The 521-nt window shown below is 66.8% G+C and carries 2 protein-coding genes; one reads left to right on the forward strand and one right to left on the reverse strand.

The annotated features are described in order from the left end of the window. Window positions 1-13 precede the first annotated feature (13 nt). On the forward strand, window positions 14-151 hold the full coding sequence (locus tag RNB18_RS53995) for a hypothetical protein (protein WP_394817806.1): 138 nt from the start codon (window positions 14-16) through the stop codon (window positions 149-151). Here the strand turns inward: RNB18_RS53995 and RNB18_RS51000 are convergent. Further along, the coding region (locus RNB18_RS51000; protein WP_311720926.1) for an SRPBCC domain-containing protein at window positions 148-521 on the reverse strand (374 nt) is incomplete at its 5' end. The genes RNB18_RS53995 and RNB18_RS51000 overlap by 4 nt on opposite strands.

The raw sequence follows: 521 nt of genomic DNA on the forward strand, positions 1-521 counted from the left end.
CGACACCCTGGTCATCCGGTCCTTCATGACGCCGTCCATCGCGGCGCTGATGGGCAAGTGGTTCTGGTGGCCGCAGCGGGTGCGGCAGCGTCCGCTGCCTGCGCCGTGGCCGGCGCCCGTTCAGCGTCAGCCGGAGGACTCGCTGGTCTAGTCAGCCTGCTCCAGCCCGGACTTCAGGCTGGACAGCTTGAGCGGCCAACCGTGCGCGATCAGTTCGCGCACGATGCTGCCCGGGTCGAACCCGTCGTGGGTCACGGTGAGCTTCACCCGATCCTCGACGGGTTCGATGTCGAACGACACGCGTGACCGGCGTTCGGCCGCTGCGGCGCCAATGGTCTCCTCGCTGAGATCCGGGGCGATCTGCCGCAGTTCGGGTGTGAACGCGTGGAAGGTGAAGGCCAGCCGCTGGTAGGGATCAGACTCCACGATCACCTGGTCGGGGTCCTCGATCCGTAGCCCGTCCTCGACCCAGATGTAGCTCGACCCCTTCTGCCACTCGGATTCGATGGCGTGGCCCATAT

Origin of the sequence: Streptomyces doebereineriae (genome assembly GCF_031845645.1) — a bacterium.
GTDB lineage: Bacteria > Actinomycetota > Actinomycetes > Streptomycetales > Streptomycetaceae > Streptomyces > Streptomyces canus.